Genomic DNA, 17,784 nt, shown 5'->3' with positions numbered 1-17,784 from the left:
CCTATGCAGCTTGAAGAACGTGGAGGTGTTCTGGTCCTCCGTTTCACATCGCTTCTCTGTTTCCCGCAACTTGAGCATTTCTTTGTAACCCGCCGCACGCCCTACAATGTTTGCACAGAGAGTGGCCGGGAAGCCATTGCAAGGCTTTTCGGTATAGGCCCAATTTTTGTTCCTTCCCAGGTTCACGGGGCGGATTTCCTCGTTTTCGAGGAGAAACTGTGGTACAATGCTTCTTGCCGTATGGTCGATGCACTGCTTGCCGGAGCGAAAAACCAGTACCTCGGGATCCTCGTCGCCGACTGCGTACCCCTTTTGCTCTTTGCCCCGGAACAGGAAGTGGTGGCTTTAGTCCATGCCGGGTGGAGGGGAATCGCCCAGGGGATTCACACCCGGGTTGTGGAGGCGATGGAGAGGCTGTTCTCCGTTTCGCCCTCTGCGCTCTGGGGTGGCGTGGGCCCTGCCATCGGTCCGTGTTGCTTTGAGGTCGGGGAGGAAGTCCTTGAAGCTCTGGGAAGGGGGCGCGAAGCCTTTGTTGAGCGCCGGGCGGGGAGGACCTTTGTGGACCTGAAGGGCATTGTGGTGGGGGATCTCCTAGCGCGGGGGCTCTTGAGGGAGCACCTTGAGGTGAGCTCGCTCTGCACGTCCTGTGAGAGGGACCTTCTGTGTTCCTTTCGCCGGGATCGCAGTGCAGCGAGATGTCTCCTTGTTGCGGGAATAAGGGGGTGAGGGTATTGCATGCAGAGGCGGTGGCGCGGCATCTTCTGGTGGAGATTGTGGGGTCCCAGCTCCTTAATGATGCGAAGCGGGTTGAGGCTTTTTTTCGGGATCTTGCCGCCACCTACAGGAAGGAAATCCTTGCGCTTCACGTGTATCAGTTCGAGCCGTATGGTCTGAGCGGACTTTTGGTGATGCCGGAGTCTCACGTTGCCATCCATACCTGGCCGGAGTACGGGTACGCAGCGCTGGATATTTTTCTCGGTGCATCCTGTGACCCCAAAGCCAGTGTACCTTTGATTGAGCGGTATTTTGTGCCTCAGGACGTGAGGGTTGTGGAACTCGAGAGAGGAGTGGGCAAGCGGAATGGAACTCTGGTACGTCCAGAACTACATTGAAAACTACCAGATGGCTCTCAAGGTGAAGGAGACGCTCTTTGTGGGGCGGACGAAGCTCCAGGAAATCGCCATCATCGACACCTACCTCTACGGGAGAGTTCTCCTTCTTGACGGCATTGTGCAGACCACAGAGAAAGACGAATTCATGTACCATGAGATGCTCGTCCATCCTGCCATGGTGACGCATCCCCATCCTCGCAAGGTCTTCATCGTTGGGGGCGGTGATGGTGGGGCGGCGCGGGAGGTCCTGAAGCATCCCGTGGAAGAGGTTGTGCTTGTGGACATCGACGAGGGGGTTATTGAGCTCTGCCAGAAGTACTTCCCTCAGCTTGGCAGGTGGGACGATCCCCGTCTACGGGTCTACATCGGGGATGCGGCAGAGTACATTGCTGAAACCCGTGAAACCTTTGACGTCATCATCATGGACTCCACAGATCCCATCCCCCGGGGTGTTGCTGAACCCCTCTTTTCTCAGGAATTTTACCGGAGAGCCTACGACCGCCTTTCCCCTGATGGCATTCTCGTTTCCCAGATGGAACCGCCCTTTTTTGAGGCCGAGCGGGTCAAAAAGCTCTGGAAACACCTTGGGGTTTTCCCCATCCTCCGCCTGTACTGGGGTCTTGTCCCCACGTACCCCGGAGGGGTATGGAGCTACGTCATCGCCTCCAAAAAGTACGATCCATCCCAGGGCGGGAAGGACCTGCCCTTTCCGACCCGGTATTACTCTTCCCGGATTCACCAGGCGGCTTTTGTACTCCCGGTTTTCCTGGAGGAGATGTTCCAGTAAGGAGAGGACCCTCAGGTCCTCTCCCATTCCCGCTCGATGTCCGTGAGGAGCTTCTTCCCCACCCGGGCGAGCAGGGACCGCCGGTGGAAGAAGAGGCCTTCCTTGCGAGCAAGGTGGGCATAGGTTTCGTACTCGAGGGTGGGGTCGGGGGGAGAGGGAAAGACGAAGGAAGAAAAGGTGTAGAAGTCCCGCACGGAGAGAGGCGAAGAAAAGGCCGCTGCCCCCCACGTGGGCAGCACGTGATTCGGTCCATACCCATAATCTCCCAGGGCCACCGGAGCGTACGGCCCGAGGAAAATCGCTCCTCCTTTCTGAAGGCGCGGAAGGAGGGTAAGAGGGTCTTCGGTCATCACTTCCACGTGTTCGGGGGCAAGGAGGTTCACCGCCGCGAGGGCAACCTCCAGGTCCTCCACCTGGTAGAGGAAAAGCGGTTGCGTCCGTCCAAAGGGTGAGGGGGCGTTGGCGATTTCCCGCTCAAGGTGCTTTTTCACCTCAAGGAGCAGGGCCTCGCTTGGGGAGAAGAGTACGCCCGTGGCGAGGGGATCGTGCTCGGCCTGGGCGAGGAGGTCCAGGGCAACCCATTCGGGAGGGGCGCTGTGGTCGGCAATGATGGCCACTTCTGAAGGGCCGGCAAGACTGTCAATGCCCACAACGCCCTGAAGGCGCTTTTTGGCAGCGGTGACGTAGATGTTCCCCGGTCCCACGATTTTCTCTACAGGAGGGATGCTCTCGGTCCCGAAGCAGGCCGCCGCTATGGCCTGGGCGCCTCCAACGCGATACACCTCCTGTACGCCAAGGAAGAAGGCAGCCGCAAGAACCTCCCTGTGGACGCTTCCGTCATTCCTCGGGGGAGTGAAAAGGGCGATTTCCTGAACGCCTGCAGTCTGTGCCGGGATAACCGTCATGAGGCAAGAAGACGGATAGGCGAACCGTCCCCCGGGGATGTAGCAGGCAACCCTCCGGAGCGGACGGACGAGTTCTCCAAGAATTGACGACTGGCGTTCCAGGAAAAAGGAGGTCATCTTCTGGGCTTCGTGGAAAGCGCGGATGTTCCGGGCGGCGAAGGCGATGGCTGCCTTCAGTTCCTCCGGGGCTTCCCGGAACGCACGCTCGAGGTCTTCTGGAGGAACCCGGAAGGTAGTGAGGCGACAGCCATCAAACCTCTCGGTGTACTCCCGTAAAGCGGCATCGCCCCTGTCCTTAACATTTTCAATGATGTCTTCAACCACGCTTTCCGCTTCCTTCAGGGTCTCGTAGAGCTTCCGGCGGTTTCCCACAAGATCCTGTGCAATGTCCTCGAGGTTATTCAGAGGTTTCAGGACGATTCGCACCGGAGATCACTCCCTCCAGGGTTTTGACGAAATCCTCAATTTCCAGGGTTCTGGTTTTCATGCTCACCCGGTTAGCCACAAGACGGGTGGAGATGGGGGTGATTTCCTCAAGAACGTGGAGACGATTTTCCCTCAGGGTTTTCCCCGTGGAGACGAGGTCCACAATAGCGTCGGCAATGCCGATGGCAGGAGCAAGCTCGATTGAGCCGTAGAGGGCAACGATATCGGCGTTCAGGCCCTTTTCCTGCAGGTACCGGCGGGTGACGTGGGGGTATTTCGTGGCGATGCAGAGGTGTTCCCTCCGGAAGAGCGCTTCTCTTGTCAGGTGTTCGGGCCCGGCGAGGACCATGACGCACTTCCCAATGTGCAGGTCCAGGAGCTCGTATACCTCGTTTTCCCGCTCAAGGAGAATGTCTTTCCCGACAAGACCAAGATCTGCTGCTCCGTGCTCGACATAGGTTGCCACGTCCTTGGGGTGGGAGAGGATGATGCGCCAGGGTAAGGATGGGTCATCGACGACAAGCTGTCGGGAGGGAAGGACAAGGGGCCGGGAAAGCGCACGGGAGAGGAGCTCCACAACGTCATCCTTCAGCCTTCCTGTGGGGAGGGTAAGGGTCAGCCTCTTCATACGTCCTCCTTGTAAGGAGATTTTCCACAGCCTGCTCATCAAGGTCCTCAAGGATTAAGGAACCCTGGGAAGTCAAAAGGAGCATTGTCTCCTTGTCGTGTTCTTCCATCACCAGAGGAATCCCCCGGGACCGCAGTTTTTCAGCTAGCTCAAAGGCTCTCTTTCGAAGGCGCGGTGGGTAGAAGAGGACAGAAGGAGTGGCGCTATCCCCTTCTTGCCAGGGAGTCTCCTTCTGGAGAGCCTCCAGAACCCGCTCGAGGAAAAGGGCAAAACCACAGGCGGGGACGTCCCTTCCGAAAACCCGGAAGAGCTCATCATATCTTCCTCCCGCAAGGAGGGGATACCCCACGCCAGGAGAGAACCCCTCGAAGACCACCCCGGTGTAGTAGTCGAAGTCCCGCACAAGCCCAAGATTGATGGAGAGGTGCTCGGTCACGCCGAAATCCTCAAGGATTTCCCAGGTTTTCGAAAGGTCCCGGACAGCCCTCTGCCATTCCTCACTCTCTGAAGAGAATGAGGAGAACCTCTCGAGGAGGTCCCTCTTCCCCCGCAAGAAGGGGAGTTGCAGGAGGAATGGTGGAAGAGACGAGGGAAGAGGTTTTCGGGAACAGAGGGTCTGCAGGGCAACAAAGTCCCGCTTTTTCAGGGCGATCCGCACTTCCTCCTTTTCTTCGCTCTCAAGGGGCAGAACCTCGAGAATTCCCCGGAAGATGCCGGCATGACCGATATCCACCTCAAAGCTCCGTATTCCCGTTTCCCGCAGTGCCAGAACGGCCAGAGTAATGATTTCGGCATCCTGGGCGGAGCCACTCTGGCCGATGTGTTCAAGGCCGACCTGGGTGAACTCGCTTTCTGTGCGGAAGGGCGAGGAGGGGTAGCGGAAGACCTTCCCGCTATAGTAGACCCGAAGGGGCAGAGGAAGAGCGTTCCCCTGGGCGAACATCCGGGCTACCGAGGTGGTGAACTCGGGGCGAAGGCACACGAGCTTCCCATCGCGGTTGAGGAACTTGAAGATTCGCTCTTTCATTTCCTCACTCATCGTTTTCTCGAAGGTGGTATAGTACTCGAGGGTTGGGGGTTCTACTTCAACGTATCCCCATCGTTCAAAGAGTGTTCTGAGCCGGGCTTCGATGCCTCTGCGAACCTTTGCCTCCCAGGGATACACATCTTTCATCCCGAAAACCAGTTCCAATTCCTCAACTCCTTCCCTATAATGTTGAGAAAAGTATAGAAACAATCTCTGTGCTTTGCAAGAAGCCTCACACCAGGTTGCACTGTGGAGGGAGAAAGTGGGCAGCGTTAAAGACCTTTTCGTTCTTTCCTCACCAACGGATGAGGAGCCCGGGCGGGGAAAGTTTGTCTTCTCCGACCGGTACTCGGTGTTTGACTGGGGGGAGATGCCCGATACCATCCCCCTGAAAGGCACTTCTTTGTGTCTCATCGGTGCGCACTTTTTCGAGAAGCTTGAAAAACTCGGGGTTTTAACCCACTACCTTGGCCTTGAGGAAGGGGGAGAGGTGAAGCGACTCGCAGAACTTCGGGAACCGGTGAACGTTATGCACATTCGGCTGGTGCGCGTCATTCTCCCCTCTTTGGGAGAGACGGGCTACGATTACGGGGTATACCGGTACGTCCGAGGGAATTTCCTGATTCCTTTTGAGTTCATCTACCGCAATACCCTCCCCGAGAACTCAAGCCTCAGGAAACGCATCACCGAGGGGAAAGTCACCCTTCAGGAATTCGGCCTTTCAGAACTCCCTCCTCCGGGAGAATTCCTGAAAGAGCCGATTCTCGATGTCTCCACAAAACTCGAGGAACAGGACCGGTACCTGAGCTTCTCTGAGGTTGAGTCCTTAGGAATGCTCTCCTCTGGAGAGATCCGGAAAATTCGGGAGATGGTGCTTTTCGTCAACCGTTTCATCACGAAAGAAGCACGCCGGATTGGAGTGGAAAACGAGGACGGGAAAATCGAACTTGCTCTGGATAGAAACCGGAACCTTATGCTCGTTGACGTTGTGGGGACTCCTGACGAATGCCGTTTCACCTTCCGGGGCATGCCGATGAGCAAGGAAATCCTTCGTTCCTTTTACCGCAAGACCTCCTGGTACGAAGAGGTGCAGAGGGCCAAAGCAGAGCACCCCATCGGCTGGAAGGCCTACGTTACGAGTCGACCCCCTTCTCTTCCCCCGGAGCTCGTGCAGCTTACAAGCTGGATGTACCAGCGCCTTGCTATGGATTTGACTCAGAGAGAGTGGTTTCCCGGGGTTCCATCTCTAGAGGAGATTGTTGATAAATTCCTCCAGCTTGTTTAAAATATAGGTGAGCAGTGCGCCCGTAGCTCAAAGGATAGAGCAGCGGTCTCCTAAACCGCAGGTTGAGGGTTCGACTCCCGCCGGGCGCACCAGAAATCTTCTAAAATCGGGTCCTCTGGCCACCTGCTCGCCCTGAAGAACCCCTTTTTGACAACAGTTTGACGGCAACGCCATCAGAAAACCTCCTTGAAGATGTCACAGAGCTTCTCTACGGCTATCTCCTTGAGCCCGGGGATGGGTTTACTCTGGGTGTCCATGGTGATGGTGTGTCCGGGCGGTCCGGTACCATCACCACCTCGGGGGAAACTCGGTCTCAGGGAAAAGCCTAACAAAGAATGGATGTCGACGCGGAGAGGGGAGGCCCAGACCCTGACAAGCAGAATACGTCTGGGATCACGTCAAGACCAGAACCACAGCAAGGAAAAGGGGGAACTCAAGGACACAACCTGTCTCTGGTGCCGAAGGCGGGAGTCGAACCCGCATGAGCTTTACGCTCACTGGAGCCTGATTCCAGCGCGTCTGCCAGTTCCGCCACTTCGGCACGGGCAAGATAAACAATAAAATATTTCCCTTTCCTTGTCAAGGAGTTCCACCCGGGGCAATGCTATAATATCCCCGGGAGGGAGGACCATTCCTGTACCCAAAGGAAGGCTTTTTCGGCTGTACATCGAGGAGCACTACCCTTTTGGGGAGTTTGCCCTCATCAGAGTGCGGGGGGATGCGGCAGAAGTCGGCTTTGTCCTCGCCGATGAGGATATGGCAAAGTACGTACACCTGAAAGAACAGGCGCTGGAAATTGCCCACCACCTACAGAGAAGACTGAAGGAGGAAGGTCTAAACCACATCGCGCTTCCCAGTGTGGGAAAAGACCTGGATTTCATCACGGTCTCTCTCATTGTGGATCTCTCGGGATTCAGAGAGGAAGAAATAGGGGAGATCGCGGACCGTATCATGCAGCTCCTTGGAGAGGTCAATCCTTACAGAGAAAGGGGGAACGAAGATGAGTGAAAAGGTTGGATTTGTCGCCATGGGAGAAGTTAAGGGAGTGGGAGGAGAGATTCCAGAAATTGGTATTGGCATGCTGGGATATGCCTTTATGGGGAAGGCTCACACGAATGCGTACAAGAAGTACCCTTACATCTTCTGGCCCCCTGTGGCCATTCCGAAACTTGTGGCCATTTGCGGAAGGAACGAGGCCGCGGTGAAGGAGGCCATGCAACGTTACGGGTACAGGAAGTACTACACGGACTGGAGGGAGATGATCAAGGACCCTGAGGTACAGATTCTCGACAATGGTGGGCCGAATTCCCTGCACCTTGAGCCTTCGGTGGAAGCCCTCAAAGCAGGAAAACACGTCTTCTGTGAGAAACCCCTGGCGGGGACGGCGGAAGAAGCAAAGACGATGTGGGAAGCGGCGAAGAACTCTCAGGCCAAAGCCATGGTCTGTTTTAACTATCGCTTTGTTCCTGCGCTTCGCCTTGCCCGGGACCTCATCGCCTCTGGAGAGCTTGGGGAGATTTACCACTTCCGGGCACGGTACCTCCAGGAGTGGATTATGGACCCGAATTTCCCTGCGGTGTGGCGGCTTGACAGAAACGTCGCCGGGTCCGGGGCGCTCGGGGACCTTGGGTCCCACATCATTGACCTTGCGCGGTTCCTCGTGGGGGAAATCGTCGCGGTGAGCGCGGTGACCCGCACGTTCATCAAAGAGCGTCCTGCCCCTGATGACCCCTCAAAGAGGGTACCGGTGACGGTTGACGATGCCTTCGCCGCCGTTGTCGAGTTCGCCAACGGGGCTATCGGGACGCTTGAGGCTTCCCGTTTCTGTGCGGGGAGGAAGAATCACCAGGTTATCGAGATCAACGGGTCCAAGGGAACCATTGTCTTCAACCTGGAGCGCCTGAACGAGCTTGAAATTTACCGCGTAGGGGAGGAACCCAAGACCATCCAGGGTTTCCACAATGTTTTGGTGACCGAAAGTTACCATCCTTTCTGGGAGCACTGGTGGCCCCATGGGCACATCATCGGCTGGGAGCACACCTTTGTCCATGCCATTGCCCACTTCCTTGAGGCTATTGTTTGTGGAAAAGACATTGCTCCGTACGGGGCGACCTTCGAAGATGGGTACCGGTGTGCGGTCGTCTGCGATGCTATTCTCCGTTCGGCTGCTTCCGGGAGGCGAGAGGCAATCACGTATGAGTAAGGGGGAAAGCGATGAAGTACTGCGGAAAGGTCGTGGTTACGCTTAAGCCTGGGGTTTTCGATCCCCAGGGAATGACTATTCGGAATGCTCTTCATGCCCTCTCGTACCGCGAAGTCGAGGAGGTAGAAACGGGGAAGTACTTTAGAGTTACTCTGGAGGCGAAGACAAAAGAAGAGGCGGAACGGAGGATCCGGGAAATGTGCGACCAGCTTTTGGCCAACCCGGTTATTGAACAGTATACCTTCGAGGTTCAGGAGATTCGGTGAGATGCGTTTCGGCGTTGTGGTCTTCCCAGGCTCAAACTGTGACTACGACTGTTTCTACGTTCTCCGAGATGTGCTCAGGCAGGAAGTGGTGTTCCTCTGGCACGGCGATAGAGACCTCCGGGGATGCGACTGTGTGGTCCTCCCCGGGGGATTCAGTTATGGTGATTATCTCAGAACCGGAGCCATCGCCCGGTTTTCTCCCATTATGAGGTCAGTGCGGGACTTTGCGCTTTCGGGGGGTATTGTCCTTGGCATTTGCAACGGATTCCAGATTCTCCTTGAGAGCGGACTCCTCCCTGGGGCGCTTCTTCCCAACCGGAATGGGCGGTTCATTTGCCGGCACGTTTTCCTCCGGGTGGAGCGTACGGACACCCCCTTCACCCTTCTCTTTGCCCCGGGAGAGGTTATCCGCATTCCCATTGCCCACTACCAGGGGAATTTCTTTCTCCCTCCAGACGAGCTTATCAAGCTGGAGCGAAGAGGACAGGTGCTCTTCCGGTACTGTGGTCCCTCGGGTGAGGTGGAAGAAGCCTGGAACCCCAACGGTTCGGCGAACAACATCGCGGGAATTGTTTCTCCGAATCTCTGCGTTATGGGAATGATGCCTCATCCAGAAAGGGCCTCTGAGGAACTCCTTGGCTCTACCGATGGGCAGAGGATTTTCCTTTCCGTCGTGAAATGGCTGGAGGAGAAGCGACATGCACGTTGTGGAACTTGAAAAGGTGGCCCGGGAGCTGGGTCTCCGAAAAGAAGAGTACGAGCGGATTCTTGCCATTCTCGGCCGTATTCCCACGCTCACGGAAATCGCCATGTTCTCGGTGGAGTGGTCTGAACACTGCGGGTACCCCCATTCCCGGAAGTGGCTTGAGCTTCTGCCTCGTGAAGGTCATTTTGAGGTACTTGTGGGAGAAGACGCTGGCGGCATCGTTTACGACGACGTGGCGATTGTCTTCAAGATGGAGAGCCACAACCATCCCTCTCAAATTGAGCCAAAGCAGGGCGCTGCAACGGGAATTGGGGGAATCATCCGGGATATTCTGGGAAGCGGTGCTCGTCCCATTGCCTGCCTTGACTCACTTCACTTTGGGCCTTTGGAGGATCCCCGTTCCCGGTACGTCATGCGAGGGGTGGTGGAGGGGATTGCCTGGTACGGGAATTGTGTGGGCGTTCCCACCGTTGCGGGAGAAGTGTGGTTCTATCCGGCTTTTCGGGGGAACTGCCTGGTTAACGTCATGTGCCTTGGTATCGCCCCTCGGGAGAAACTCGCCCGGGCAAGAGCCCAGGGTGTTGGGAACGCTATTCTGTACGTGGGAAACAGAACCGGACGGGATGGTATTGGTGGGTGCAGCATCCTGGCATCCCAGGAGTTTGCCGAAAACGAAGAGAAGCGCCCGAGCGTGCAGATTGGCGATCCCTTCACCGAGAAGTGCCTCATTGAGGCAACCCTTGAGGCCCTGGCCACAGGCTTTGTGGTGGGCATAAAGGATATGGGAGCGGCTGGGCTCACCTGCTCTTCAAGCGAGATGGCCGCTTCGGGGGGGAGTGGGGTTGATATTGACCTTGATCGGGTACCCGTTCGGGAAGAGGGAATGGAAGCATGGGAAATCATGATGTCCGAGTCCCAGGAACGGATGCTCCTTTGCGTTGCAAAAGGACACGAGGAGGAGATCCGGAGCATTTTCAGGAAGTGGGGCCTTGAGGCCGAGGTAATCGGGCGGGTTACCGATACCGGACGGGTGACCATCCGGTACCATGGTGAGGTCGTAGCCGATATCCCTGCGAAAGAACTTGTGCGACCTCCGGTGTACACTCCTGAAAGGGTACGACCGGCTTACCTTGATGCTGTCAACAGCCTTGCCCTTGACGATGTTCCTCTTCCCGGGGACTTCCGGGAAGCCTTCGAGAAACTCCTCGCTTCCCCCAATCTTGCCTCAAAACGATGGATTTTCGAGCAGTACGACCACATGGTGCAGACCAATACCGTCATCCTTCCAGGGACGGGAACGGTGGTGCTTCGGGTGAAAGGGAAACCCTGGGGGATTGCGGTGACCACAGATTGCAATCCCTTCTACTGCTATCTTGATCCCTACAGGGGAGCGCAGATTGCGGTGGCCGAAGCGGCGAGAAACCTTGCAGCCTGTGGAGCCCGTCCTGCCGGTGTTACGGATTGCCTGAACTTTGGCAATCCTGAGAAGCCGGATCGCTACTGGCAGTTTGTCGCTGCCATTTCGGGTTTGAGTGAAGCCTGCCGGTTTTTTAAAATCCCGGTGGTAAGCGGAAACGTTTCCTTCTACAACGAGAGCCCCCTTGGAGCTGTGTATCCCACCCCAACCATCGGCATGGTGGGCATCGTGCAGGATGTGACCAGGGCCTTGCGGGGCTGTTTCTCAGAGGAAGGGAGCCTTGTGCTCCTTTTTGGGGAAACCAAAAAAGAGCTTGGGGGAAGCGAGTACCTTCGCGTTGTCCACGGTATTGAAGCCGGTCCTCCTCCCTCGCTTGATCTTGGGTTTGAAAAGCGCCTTCAGGAATTCCTCATCCAGTGCATCGAAGACAGGCTCTTTCTGTCCTGCTGTGACGTCAGTGAAGGGGGATTGGCCATTGCCGTGGCTGAAGCTGCCCTTTCAGGAGAAAGGGCCTTTGGGGTTGAGGTGGATCTTGCTCCCCTTGGGGGACTCCGGGAAGACGTCCTGCTTTTTGGGGAAAGCTGCGGGCGAGCCCTCGCCAGTGTCAGTCCTGCGTGTTTTGAAGAGATTGCTGGAAGGGCAAAGGGGTGGGGTATTCCCTGTGTCCTTCTTGGTCGCGTTGGAGGGGATCATCTCGTGTTCCGGCGAGGTTCCCAGGTACTTTTCTCTGTCCCGGTTGCCGAGGCTCTAAGGATTTGGGAGGGAGCGCTGGCAAAGTATGCATGAGAAGTGCGGTGTCTTTGGAGTCTATGGCCTTAAGAATGCCGCTGAGGTTGCCTATCTTGGCCTTTTCTCTCTGCAGCACCGGGGTCAGGAGGGTGCAGGGATTGTCGTTTCGGATGGGAGGAGCTTTCGGGAGCACAAGGGTGTGGGTCTTGTGAGCGAGGTTTTTGACGCGGAGAGCCTCCACAAGCTCACCGGGCACATTGCCCTGGGGCATGTCCGGTATTCCACAACCGGTTCCTCTTCTCTGAGGAACGTCCAGCCTTTTGTGGGGGAATGCCGGTTCGGGACCCTGGCCATCGCCCACAATGGGAACCTGACGAACACCCTGACGCTCTGGAAGAAACTCAGCAGGCAGGGAGCTGTTTTCCAGTCGACCATGGACACAGAGCTCATCCTGCATCTTGTCGCCCAGAGTTCCTTTGAGGGCTTTGAAGATGCACTGAAGGAAGCTCTCTGGCAGGTGCGGGGAGCTTTTTCCCTGGGGATTCTCTCTGCGAATGCCCTTGTGGCTGTCCGAGACCCCTGGGGATTTCGACCCCTTGCCCTTGGGAGACTTGACGGGGGGTATCTCGTGAGCTCTGAGAGCTGTGCGTTTGATGTCCTGGGAGCGGCATTCCTCCGGGAGATTGAACCGGGAGAGATGCTCGTCATCGATGAGAACGGCCCCCGCTCGTTTTTCTATGCCTACTCTTCGAGAAAGGCATTCTGCGTTTTCGAGCTCATCTATTTTGCCCGTCCCGATAGCACTGTCTTCGGTAACCACGTCTATGAGGCACGGAAACGCATGGGTATGGCCCTGGCAGAGGGGGAATCCTGTGAGGCGGACATGGTAGTTCCTGTGCCAGACTCCGGGCTCTTCGCCGCTTTGGGGTTCTCCGAGGCTTCAGGCATTCCCCTTGGATTTGCCCTTGTGCGGAATCCCTATGTGGGCCGGACGTTCATTCAGCCCACTCAAGATCTCCGTGACCTGGGTGTAAGGCTCAAGCTGAACCCCCTGCGGAACCTCATCCGGGGGAAGCGGGTCATCATCATCGAGGACTCAGTTGTTCGGGGGAGCACCTCCTCCCAGAGGATCGCCACCTTCAAGGAAGCAGGAGCCAAGGAGGTTCACCTCAGGGTGAGCTCTCCCCCGCATCGTTTTCCCTGCTTCTACGGCATCGACTTTCCCACAAGAGACGAGCTTCTTGCCGCACGGATGGACCTTGAGGCGATCCGGAAGTTCCTCGGCCTTGACAGCCTCCGGTACATCACTCTTGAGGGGTTACAGAAAAGCCTCATGCCGCCTGCAGAGCAGTACTGTTTTGCCTGTTTCACCGGGGAATACCCTGTTCCCCTGGAAAAGGACATCGGAAAGTTCGTTCTGGAGATAGCCCGTGCAGTTCCTCGGCGTTGACCTGGCCTGGGGGTTTCGGAGGCCTTCCTGGGTGTGCGTCCTTGAGCGGGAAAAGAAGTGCCTGTGGAGGGAATTCTTTTCCTTTGTGACCCTTAGGGAGTGGGAGGAATACCTCCGTGCCCTTCCCCCCGGAAGCATTGTTGCCTTTGATGCCCCGCTTCTTGTGACCGTGGAGAAAGGATTGCGGGCCGCAGAGAAAGAACTTCTTCCCTGGCTTCGTCGAAGACACTCTGGCGTTCTGCCTATCAACCTCAGCATAGCCCGCAAGAGATACCCGGCGCTCCTCCCCTTCTGGGAGAGTGTGAGACGGAACTTCTCCCTTTCCCTTGATTTCTCAAAGGAGCACCGGCACGCCCTTGAGGTCTTTCCTCCCCTCTCCATCCTCGGGTTTTTCGGAAACACAGGACTTGCCCTCTACAGGTTCAGGCGTTTCCGGGAACTCGGGGAACTCTTCAGGGGGGAAGGTTCCCCCCTGCATATTGAGAACCTTGAAGAATGCCTTTCGGCCTGCCTGTGTCCTTCCCCGGGGAAGAAGGACCGCTTTGACGCTTTTCTCTGCGCCTGTACGGCCCTTTTCGCCGGTCAGTATGGAAAGGATGCGCTGCGAACTTTTGGAGATGAGGAAGGTTTTATTGTCCTTCCTTTCTGGACCGGAGAGCCTTCGTGAGACGGGCAAGATCTCTGGCGTACGTTCGGCACTCTTCTTCCGCCCGCCTGTCGAATTCCTCAATGGCCACAGGACCGTAATGGCTCCCCTCGGACATCCCCTTAACGACCATTCCGTGGATGAGCAGGGCTTCAAGAATGGAAAGGACGGTGGTCTCGTTGCCCCCTGCGGGATTTGCCGAGGAGGCGAAGGCTCCGCCGATTCTTCCCTCGAGGTCTCCATGGAAGCGCACACTCTCGTCGAGGAATTTCTTTACTTCCGCTGCCATGGTTCCGTAGTACGTCGGAGAACCCACGATGATGAGGTCGTAGGAGGGCAGAGTCTCGAGGGGAAACTGAGTAACATTGAAGAGGTCCACAGGAAATCCCTCTTCCTGCAGAGACTGGGCAATGGTTCTGGCCATCTTCTCCGTCACTCCTGTTCGGGAATAGTAGAGCACAAGCGCCTTCATCGTATCGCCTCCTTCTCTTTTGATGATTATTGTAGGGATTCCGGCCTGAAAAAACAAATCGTACCGCTCAGAGTATGGAAGGAGTCTTGACCCTGGAGGTGAGGCCCCATGGGTATCAGAGTTCCAGAGGATTTTGGAATTTTCTCTCCACTTCCTGGAGGAGAGGATGGATTTCCAGGAGGTTGCAGAGAAGCTCTGGGCCGTGAATACCACCTCACCCTCTTTGGGGATGTCGCCTCAAGGAGGACCTGCTACCGGAAGAAGAAAACCCGGGAATACCGGTACCTCCTCGATGACCAGGTTGGTTTAGCCCTGGTCCTCGAGAGGGCCACAGAGCTCTCCTACCAGAGAGCAATCCTTCCCCAAAACAAAGAATGCACCGTCAGCTCTGAGGTGGTGAAGCAGCTGGTCCACAATAAGAGAACTGGAAGACCTCTGCAGGTACCTCTCCGGAAACTCGGAAGGAATCCAGAATGCCAGAAACTCCCAGGTTGCAGTCAGTGCCGAGGCCCATGGAAGCCTACCCTTTCAGCTCAACTCTCCTACCATCCCATGGCTCTTGAAACCTTGAAATTCAACGGTGCTCAGTGCGGCGTGACGTTCTGAGAACCCAAAGGAAGAAGCTCCCTCCCTTCACCATGACCCCTGAGACCATCAAGGAAGAGCAGGAGAGGGGAAAGAGGTGTTCCGGGAGATCTCGAACACCATCCCGGTGATGCGAGAACCGGTGAGTGCTCTGCGTATGACCCTTAAGGCCTTGACCCAAAGTATGTCCTGGGTCCCTGTGACATGAAAATGCGTGAGGGAAAGGAAGGGAGATCAGGAAATGAAGCCATGGAGAGGGTTTTCAAAAACAATAAGTTGACGCTTCGAACCTGTACTATTTCTTGTCAAAGACTGGTCCTTCTGGTAATATACTCTCCGAATTTTGCTTCGGGGGTTCCTGCCATGATCGGGGAAGTTGTGGATCGCATTCGAAGGTTTGAAGCCGAGAAGGAGAAGGAGATTCGGGAGGCGGAACGAGAAGCATCGAGGATTCTCGGTCAGGTAGAATTGGAGGTTGCTCGCCTCCGGGAGGAAATGTTCCAGGAGGCGATGCGAAAAGCCGAAGAGCTGAAGACAGCCATTCTCGCTGAGGCAGGGAAGGAAGCCGAGGGTATTCGGAAAGCATTTGAAGAGAGGGCCCAGAGGTTGAGAGCAACCCTCATGGAACGGGTACCAAGGGTTGCTGAAGAGCTTGTGAGGAAGGTGCAGAAGGCCTATGCCCATAAGTAGCATGCAGCGAGTGAGCATTGTTGCTCACCGCGAGAAGGAAGCGGAAATCCTTGCGCTTTTGCAGGATCTCGGGGTTCTGGAAATTGCAGTGGAAGAGGAGTTTGCCCTCCAAAGCGAGAAGCCCCCAGTTGCTACGGAAGAGATCGAGCGAACCTTAGGCGAAATCCGGTACTGCCTTGATTTCCTGGAGCGATATCGCCAGGACAAGCCTTCCTTTCTTGAATCGTTCTTCCCCAAGCCCCTGGAGGTCACAAAGGAAGAATTCCTCCAGTGCCGTTTTAACCACAGTCCGGTATACCGGGCCTGTGCGTCTCTTGAAGAACAGCTGAACGGAATCCGAACGACGCTCAACCGTCTGGTGGCGCACCTTGAATTTCTGAGCCGCTTCGAACACCTTCCCATTCCTCTTGAGGATCTTGGGGAAACCCGTTATACCCGGAGTATCCTTCTCGAAATCCCCCCGGAGAAAAAGGCACACCTTGAGTCGAAGCTCCGGGAACGGGGCTCGCTCTGGTTCTGTGAAACGTTCCCCTCTCGGGGGCGAAATGTGGTTGTTTTCCTCGTTGCCCATCGGGACTTCCTGCTTCATCTTGAGGAAGTCCTCCAGGAGATTGGTGCTACCCCTGTGGTGTTGCCTCAGGCTTTTGAGGGAACCCCAAAGGAGGCCAGCGAGAGAATTAGAGCCCGCATGGCGGAGCTTACCAGAGAGCGCGAAAAGCTCCTTGAAAAGGCGGCCCTGTATGCCCGTTTTGAGCGGGACCTGAAGCTTGCTTACGATTACTATGCCTCACTTCTTGAGCGCCGGCGGAAAGAACAGGAAATCCTCCATACCAGGGAGACCGTGGTCATCAGCGGGTGGGCACGCACTGAAGATATGGGAAAGCTTGAACAATCCCTGAAGGCTTTGGGGAACGAATGGGTGCTGTTTTCAAGGGATCCGCAACCGGGTGAGAACGTCCCCGTAGATCTCCGGAACGGTTCCTGGACAAAGAACTTCGAGGTTTTGACAAGACTCTACGGTCTTCCGAACTACTGGGAACTCGACCCCACGCCTTTCCTGGCTCCCTTTTTCTTCTTATTTTTTGGCATCTGTCTTGGAGACGTCATCTACGGTCTTATCCTGGCACTTCTTGGATTTCTGGCCCCAGGGTTTTTGAAAGTCCCCGAGGGCACAAAGCGTTTCTTCCATATGCTTGGCTGGGGTGGAGTAGCCTCCATCCTCGTGGGTATGGGAACGGGTTCCTGGCTTGGGGATACCTTTGACCACCTGCCGAAGGCCTTAAGTGCTGTAACGAGCTTCAAGCGGTCGCTCACCATCATTGACCCGATCACAAATCCCCTGCCCATGCTCGTCTTTTCCCTCCTGCTTGGGCTTGTGCAGGTGCTCGTGGGGCTTTTCGTGAGCTTCGTCAAGGAGTGGCGAAGGAAGAACTATGCCTCGGCCATCATGGACCAGCTCGGGTGGTTTGCCTTTCTCCTTGCCATTGTGGTCTATATCGGATCAACGCAGTTTGCCTTGCTGAAGCCCTTTGCCCTGCCATTTCTTGTGGGGACGGCGCTGTTCCTTGTGGCTACTCAGGGGAGGCAGAAGAAGAATCCCGTCATGAAGGTGCTCTCAGGAATACTGAGCCTCTATGGAGTCATCTCCTACCTTGGGGACGTTCTCTCCTATTCCCGACTTTTCGCCCTGGGCCTCTCAAGCTCCATTATCGCCATCCTTGCCCGAACCCTGGGAGTGCTCTTTGGGGGTTCTCCGTATATCGGCTGGCTCATTGGGCTTTTTGTGGCTTTACTTTTCAACGTTTTCAACCTGGTTATGAGCAGCCTCGGAGCCTTTGTGCACTCAGCTCGTCTGCAGTATGTGGAGTTCTTCACGAAGTTCTACGAGAACGGAGGGAAAGAGTTCCAGCCCTTCAGCTACAGGACAAAGTACGTTAAAGTACAGTAAAGGGGGTTGTTGCCTGTGCTTTTGGATGGACTGGTTTTTGCACTGCTTGGCTCGGCGCTGGCCATTGGTCTTGCAGGTATCGGTTCGGCGATAGGTGTTGGCATTGCCGGGCAGGTCGGCGCAGGGGTTATGACCGAGGATCCTGGAAAATTCGGGCAGGTACTGCTCCTTCAGGCTCTTCCCGGAACACAGGGCATTTACGGGCTTCTTGCAGGATTTTGGGTGCTCATTAAGCTTGGCCTTTTTGGAGGAACACCGGTTTCGGTGACTGTTGCCCAGGGAATGCAGATTATGTTCGCCTGTCTTCCGGTCGCCATTGTGGGGCTTCTCTCCGGCATTGCTCAGGGGAAGACCGCTGCGGCCTCCATTGGCCTTATTGCTCGCCGTCCTGAAGAAACCGGGAAGGCCATCATTCTCCCGGCAATGGTTGAGACGTATGCCGTTTTGTCTCTCCTTGCGACAATCCTTCTCCTCAACTCCATTAAGCTCTGAGAGGGTGAGG

19 protein-coding genes and 2 tRNA genes are annotated in these 17,784 nt (G+C 56.0%); 16 read left to right on the top strand and 5 right to left on the bottom strand.

Annotated elements, in window-relative coordinates; all coding sequences use genetic code 11:
• Positions 1–3: 3 nt before the first annotated feature.
• From ACP6EK_RS08440 to speE, 3 genes are read left to right on the top strand one after another with little or no spacing between them, the layout of a single operon-like run.
• Entirely contained in the window at positions 4–726 is a 723-nt protein-coding gene (locus ACP6EK_RS08440; RefSeq protein ID WP_438315292.1) for a polyphenol oxidase family protein, read from the top strand.
• Between the two features lie 5 nt (positions 727–731).
• Positions 732–1,112: an adenosylmethionine decarboxylase gene (speD, locus tag ACP6EK_RS08435; protein WP_438315289.1), complete on the top strand. Its 381-nt coding sequence runs from the start codon at positions 732–734 to the stop codon at positions 1,110–1,112.
• Positions 1,081–1,899 carry a polyamine aminopropyltransferase gene (gene speE, locus ACP6EK_RS08430; RefSeq protein ID WP_438315286.1) on the top strand — a complete coding sequence of 273 codons (819 nt, stop codon included), beginning with the start codon at positions 1,081–1,083 and terminating at the stop codon, positions 1,897–1,899. The genes speD and speE overlap by 32 nt, the downstream gene beginning before the upstream one ends.
• A gap of 11 nt (positions 1,900–1,910) precedes the next feature.
• Here the strand turns inward: speE and hisD are convergent, their stop codons facing one another.
• From hisD to hisZ, 3 genes are read right to left on the bottom strand one after another with little or no spacing between them, the layout of a single operon-like run.
• Entirely contained in the window at positions 1,911–3,230 is a 1,320-nt protein-coding gene (gene hisD, locus ACP6EK_RS08425) for a histidinol dehydrogenase (protein WP_438315283.1), read from the bottom strand.
• On the bottom strand, positions 3,202–3,858 hold the full coding sequence (gene hisG / locus ACP6EK_RS08420) for an ATP phosphoribosyltransferase (RefSeq protein ID WP_438315280.1): 657 nt from the start codon (positions 3,856–3,858) through the stop codon (positions 3,202–3,204). Before hisG ends, hisD begins: the two co-directional genes overlap by 29 nt.
• Positions 3,812–5,050 (bottom strand): ATP phosphoribosyltransferase regulatory subunit, encoded by a 1,239-nt coding sequence (gene hisZ, locus ACP6EK_RS08415; protein WP_438315277.1) that lies wholly within the window; start codon positions 5,048–5,050, stop codon positions 3,812–3,814. The genes hisG and hisZ overlap by 47 nt, the downstream gene beginning before the upstream one ends.
• A gap of 97 nt (positions 5,051–5,147) precedes the next feature.
• On the opposite strand from hisZ, the gene purC reads away from it, so the two are divergent.
• Entirely contained in the window at positions 5,148–6,170 is a 1,023-nt protein-coding gene (gene purC, locus ACP6EK_RS08410; RefSeq protein WP_438315274.1) for a phosphoribosylaminoimidazolesuccinocarboxamide synthase, read from the top strand.
• A gap of 16 nt (positions 6,171–6,186) precedes the next feature.
• Positions 6,187–6,262, top strand: a tRNA-Arg gene (locus ACP6EK_RS08405).
• A gap of 361 nt (positions 6,263–6,623) precedes the next feature.
• Here the strand turns inward: ACP6EK_RS08405 and ACP6EK_RS08400 are convergent.
• Positions 6,624–6,711, bottom strand: a tRNA-Leu gene (locus tag ACP6EK_RS08400).
• 35 nt (positions 6,712–6,746) lie between these two features.
• Between ACP6EK_RS08400 and ACP6EK_RS08395 the strand changes: the two genes are divergently transcribed.
• From ACP6EK_RS08395 to ACP6EK_RS08365, 7 genes are read left to right on the top strand one after another with little or no spacing between them, the layout of a single operon-like run.
• Positions 6,747–7,178, top strand: coding sequence for a hypothetical protein (locus ACP6EK_RS08395; protein WP_438315272.1), 432 nt, complete (start codon positions 6,747–6,749; stop codon positions 7,176–7,178).
• Positions 7,171–8,373, top strand: coding sequence for a Gfo/Idh/MocA family protein (locus tag ACP6EK_RS08390; protein WP_438315270.1), 1,203 nt, complete (start codon positions 7,171–7,173; stop codon positions 8,371–8,373). Before ACP6EK_RS08395 ends, ACP6EK_RS08390 begins: the two co-directional genes overlap by 8 nt.
• 11 nt (positions 8,374–8,384) lie before the next feature.
• On the top strand, positions 8,385–8,639 hold the full coding sequence (gene purS, locus ACP6EK_RS08385; RefSeq protein ID WP_438315267.1) for a phosphoribosylformylglycinamidine synthase subunit PurS: 255 nt from the start codon (positions 8,385–8,387) through the stop codon (positions 8,637–8,639).
• Position 8,640: 1 nt separating this feature from the next.
• On the top strand, positions 8,641–9,357 hold the full coding sequence (gene purQ, locus ACP6EK_RS08380) for a phosphoribosylformylglycinamidine synthase subunit PurQ (protein ID WP_438315264.1): 717 nt from the start codon (positions 8,641–8,643) through the stop codon (positions 9,355–9,357).
• Positions 9,338–11,548 (top strand): phosphoribosylformylglycinamidine synthase subunit PurL, encoded by a 2,211-nt coding sequence (gene purL / locus ACP6EK_RS08375; RefSeq protein WP_438315262.1) that lies wholly within the window; start codon positions 9,338–9,340, stop codon positions 11,546–11,548. The genes purQ and purL overlap by 20 nt, the downstream gene beginning before the upstream one ends.
• A complete protein-coding gene (purF, locus tag ACP6EK_RS08370; protein ID WP_438315259.1) occupies positions 11,541–12,941 on the top strand; it encodes an amidophosphoribosyltransferase in 1,401 nt (466 codons plus the stop codon). Before purL ends, purF begins: the two co-directional genes overlap by 8 nt.
• Complete coding sequence (locus ACP6EK_RS08365) at positions 12,922–13,608, top strand: DUF429 domain-containing protein (protein ID WP_438315256.1); 687 nt, start codon at positions 12,922–12,924, stop codon at positions 13,606–13,608. The genes purF and ACP6EK_RS08365 overlap by 20 nt, the downstream gene beginning before the upstream one ends.
• Here the strand turns inward: ACP6EK_RS08365 and ACP6EK_RS08360 are convergent.
• The gene (locus ACP6EK_RS08360; protein WP_438315253.1) at positions 13,571–14,059 is read right to left on the bottom strand and encodes a flavodoxin family protein; all 489 of its coding nucleotides are present in this window, start codon (positions 14,057–14,059) and stop codon (positions 13,571–13,573) included. The two genes, ACP6EK_RS08365 and ACP6EK_RS08360, sit on opposite strands and share 38 nt — an antisense overlap.
• Before the next feature lie 108 nt (positions 14,060–14,167).
• Here ACP6EK_RS08360 and ACP6EK_RS08355 point away from each other — a divergent pair, with 108 nt between their 5' ends.
• From ACP6EK_RS08355 to ACP6EK_RS08340, 4 genes are all read left to right on the top strand, one after another.
• A complete protein-coding gene (locus ACP6EK_RS08355; protein ID WP_438315250.1) occupies positions 14,168–14,665 on the top strand; it encodes a hypothetical protein in 498 nt (165 codons plus the stop codon).
• A 342-nt stretch (positions 14,666–15,007) separates the two neighbouring features.
• Positions 15,008–15,334, top strand: coding sequence for a hypothetical protein (locus tag ACP6EK_RS08350; protein ID WP_438315247.1), 327 nt, complete (start codon positions 15,008–15,010; stop codon positions 15,332–15,334).
• Positions 15,321–17,282 carry a V-type ATP synthase subunit I gene (locus ACP6EK_RS08345; protein WP_438315244.1) on the top strand — a complete coding sequence of 654 codons (1,962 nt, stop codon included), beginning with the start codon at positions 15,321–15,323 and terminating at the stop codon, positions 17,280–17,282. Before ACP6EK_RS08350 ends, ACP6EK_RS08345 begins: the two co-directional genes overlap by 14 nt.
• Positions 17,283–17,297: 15 nt before the next feature.
• Positions 17,298–17,774, top strand: coding sequence for a V-type ATP synthase subunit K (locus tag ACP6EK_RS08340; protein ID WP_438315241.1), 477 nt, complete (start codon positions 17,298–17,300; stop codon positions 17,772–17,774).
• Positions 17,775–17,784: the final 10 nt, after the last annotated feature.

This window comes from Candidatus Caldatribacterium sp. SIUC1 (genome assembly GCF_051549785.1).
Lineage (GTDB): Bacteria > Atribacterota > Atribacteria > Atribacterales > Caldatribacteriaceae > Caldatribacterium.
Note: the sequence above shows the minus strand (reverse complement) of the source record. Positions and strands in the feature narration are given on the sequence as shown.

What these genes read in the sequence shown, in the direction of transcription:
- ACP6EK_RS08390 (WP_438315270.1), top strand. Translation starts at nt 7,171, where the DNA reads ATGAGTGAAAAGGTTGGATTTGTCGCCATGGGAGAAGTTAAGGGAGTG.
- hisG (WP_438315280.1), bottom strand. Translation starts at nt 3,858, where the DNA reads ATGAAGAGGCTGACCCTTACCCTCCCCACAGGAAGGCTGAAGGATGAC.
- ACP6EK_RS08360 (WP_438315253.1), bottom strand. Translation starts at nt 14,059, where the DNA reads ATGAAGGCGCTTGTGCTCTACTATTCCCGAACAGGAGTGACGGAGAAG.
- ACP6EK_RS08355 (WP_438315250.1), top strand. Translation starts at nt 14,168, where the DNA reads ATGGGTATCAGAGTTCCAGAGGATTTTGGAATTTTCTCTCCACTTCCT.
- speE (WP_438315286.1), top strand. Translation starts at nt 1,081, where the DNA reads ATGGAACTCTGGTACGTCCAGAACTACATTGAAAACTACCAGATGGCT.
- ACP6EK_RS08345 (WP_438315244.1), top strand. Translation starts at nt 15,321, where the DNA reads ATGCCCATAAGTAGCATGCAGCGAGTGAGCATTGTTGCTCACCGCGAG.
- ACP6EK_RS08440 (WP_438315292.1), top strand. Translation starts at nt 4, where the DNA reads ATGCAGCTTGAAGAACGTGGAGGTGTTCTGGTCCTCCGTTTCACATCG.
- purS (WP_438315267.1), top strand. Translation starts at nt 8,385, where the DNA reads ATGAAGTACTGCGGAAAGGTCGTGGTTACGCTTAAGCCTGGGGTTTTC.
- ACP6EK_RS08350 (WP_438315247.1), top strand. Translation starts at nt 15,008, where the DNA reads ATGATCGGGGAAGTTGTGGATCGCATTCGAAGGTTTGAAGCCGAGAAG.
- purL (WP_438315262.1), top strand. Translation starts at nt 9,338, where the DNA reads ATGCACGTTGTGGAACTTGAAAAGGTGGCCCGGGAGCTGGGTCTCCGA.
- purQ (WP_438315264.1), top strand. Translation starts at nt 8,641, where the DNA reads ATGCGTTTCGGCGTTGTGGTCTTCCCAGGCTCAAACTGTGACTACGAC.
- purF (WP_438315259.1), top strand. Translation starts at nt 11,541, where the DNA reads ATGCATGAGAAGTGCGGTGTCTTTGGAGTCTATGGCCTTAAGAATGCC.